Annotated in this window: 1 protein-coding gene; it reads left to right on the top strand. The window is 62.4% G+C overall.

Going from position 1 to position 1,662, the window contains the following annotated elements; translation table 11 throughout:
- Positions 1–94: 94 nt before the first annotated feature.
- On the top strand, positions 95–1,450 hold the full coding sequence (locus tag AC2FFD_RS22220; protein WP_006473457.1) for an IS1380-like element IS1247 family transposase: 1,356 nt from the start codon (positions 95–97) through the stop codon (positions 1,448–1,450).
- Positions 1,451–1,662: the final 212 nt, after the last annotated feature.

The raw sequence follows: 1,662 nt of genomic DNA, 5'->3' as shown, positions 1-1,662 counted from the left end.
CCCACATTTCCCAAGTAAGGCGCTGATTTCGCTGTCCTGACCATTATATTTCCTATATAAAACATGGTGTTGAAGGCTGCGAGGGGCGCGTTTCATGGATCACCCAGAGGGTGCGGGCTTGCAACGGGCAGATCGGGTGGATTTCGACCCTCGCGTGCGGCTGGAATTTCGCGGCACGCAGCTCAGTTCCGACGGCGGCCTTCTGGTGATGCGCGAGCTTGATGACGCGCTCGGGTTGTCCGATTTGGCGTCAGCGGCGCTGCGCGATACTCGCTCTGGCAAGAACACGGTCCATCGGCTCGACGGCCTGTTCCGGCAATCAGTCTTTGGGCGGCTGGCCGGATACGAGGATGTCAACGACGCCAACCGTCTCGCCTGCGATCCGGTCATGCGCCAAGTTGTCGGCGGCAGAGCGGTCGATGCACAAGCGGCCTCGGCATCGCAGATGGGACGGTTCGAGACCGAGACGCTGGCTCTGGCCGGGAACCGTGCCGCGCTGGCCGACCTGAACGGGCAATGGATCGACCGGTTCCATGACCGTAACGGGCTGAAGTACATCGTTCTGGACATGGACAGCTCGGTCAGCCCGACCCATGGCGACCAGGAAGGGTCCGCCTGGAATGGCCATTTCGACTGTAGCTGCTATCACCCCAACTTTCTGTTCAACCAGTTCGGGATGCTGGAACGCTGCGCCCTGCGCCATGGCAACGTCCACAGCGCCGATGGCTGGCGTGATGTTCTCGACCCCGTCATTGCGCGCTACGCGGAGCGCGACCTTGGTGGCAGGTTCTTCCGGGCCGATGCTGCCTACGCGATCCCGGCGATCTATGAGCGATTGGAAGAAGCGCGGTTCTTCTACGCCATCCGGCTGCCCGCAAACGCGGTCCTCAAGGACAAGATCGCGCATCGGCTAACGCGCCCTGTCGGGCGGCCGTCACTGACCAAGGTCAAGCGGTTCTTCGAGGAATTCGAGTATCAGGCGGCGTCCTGGGACAAGGAACGCCGGGTGATCGCCAAGATCGAATGGCATCCGGGCGAACTGTTCCCGCGTGTCGGCTTCATCGTCACCAACCTGCCGATGGAGCCGGACTGGGTGGTGCGGTTCTACAACCAGCGCGGCACCGCCGAGCAGCACATCAAAGAGGGCAAATACGCCTTTCGCTGGACGCGGCTGTCGTGCCGGAAGTTCCGCGACAATGAGGTGCGGCTGCAACTGCACGCCCTGGCGTACAACCTGGCCACCTTCTTGCGCTGCATCGAGCTGCCCGAGGCCATGGCCGACTGGTCGTTGACCAGCCTGCAACTGAAGCTGATCAAGATCGGGGCACGTGTGGTCCGTCACGCCCGCACCATCACCTTCCAGCTGGCCGAGGTCGCTGTCACCGGCACGATGGTACGCGCCATCCTCGCCGCTATCCGCCGATTGCGAGCGCCACCGCTATGCGCATGATCGCGATCCACGCTCAAACTGAACGAAAGCGGCTGGACAGATCTGTCCGCTGCGCTGAAAAACGCCGCCCCTGGGCAAGGAAACAGCGGCTTCGCGGTCTGATCCGTCCAGATCCAGCAGTCTGCGCGACCGCAGGTGCCGCTTGCGGCAGAAAATCCTTGTCTAGCGCTCGGATACAGGCGATCTTCACCTCAAACGACACGCCACTTGGG

This window comes from Ruegeria sp. YTSC002 (assembly GCF_059609845.1).
Note: the sequence above shows the minus strand (reverse complement) of the source record. Positions and strands in the feature narration are given on the sequence as shown.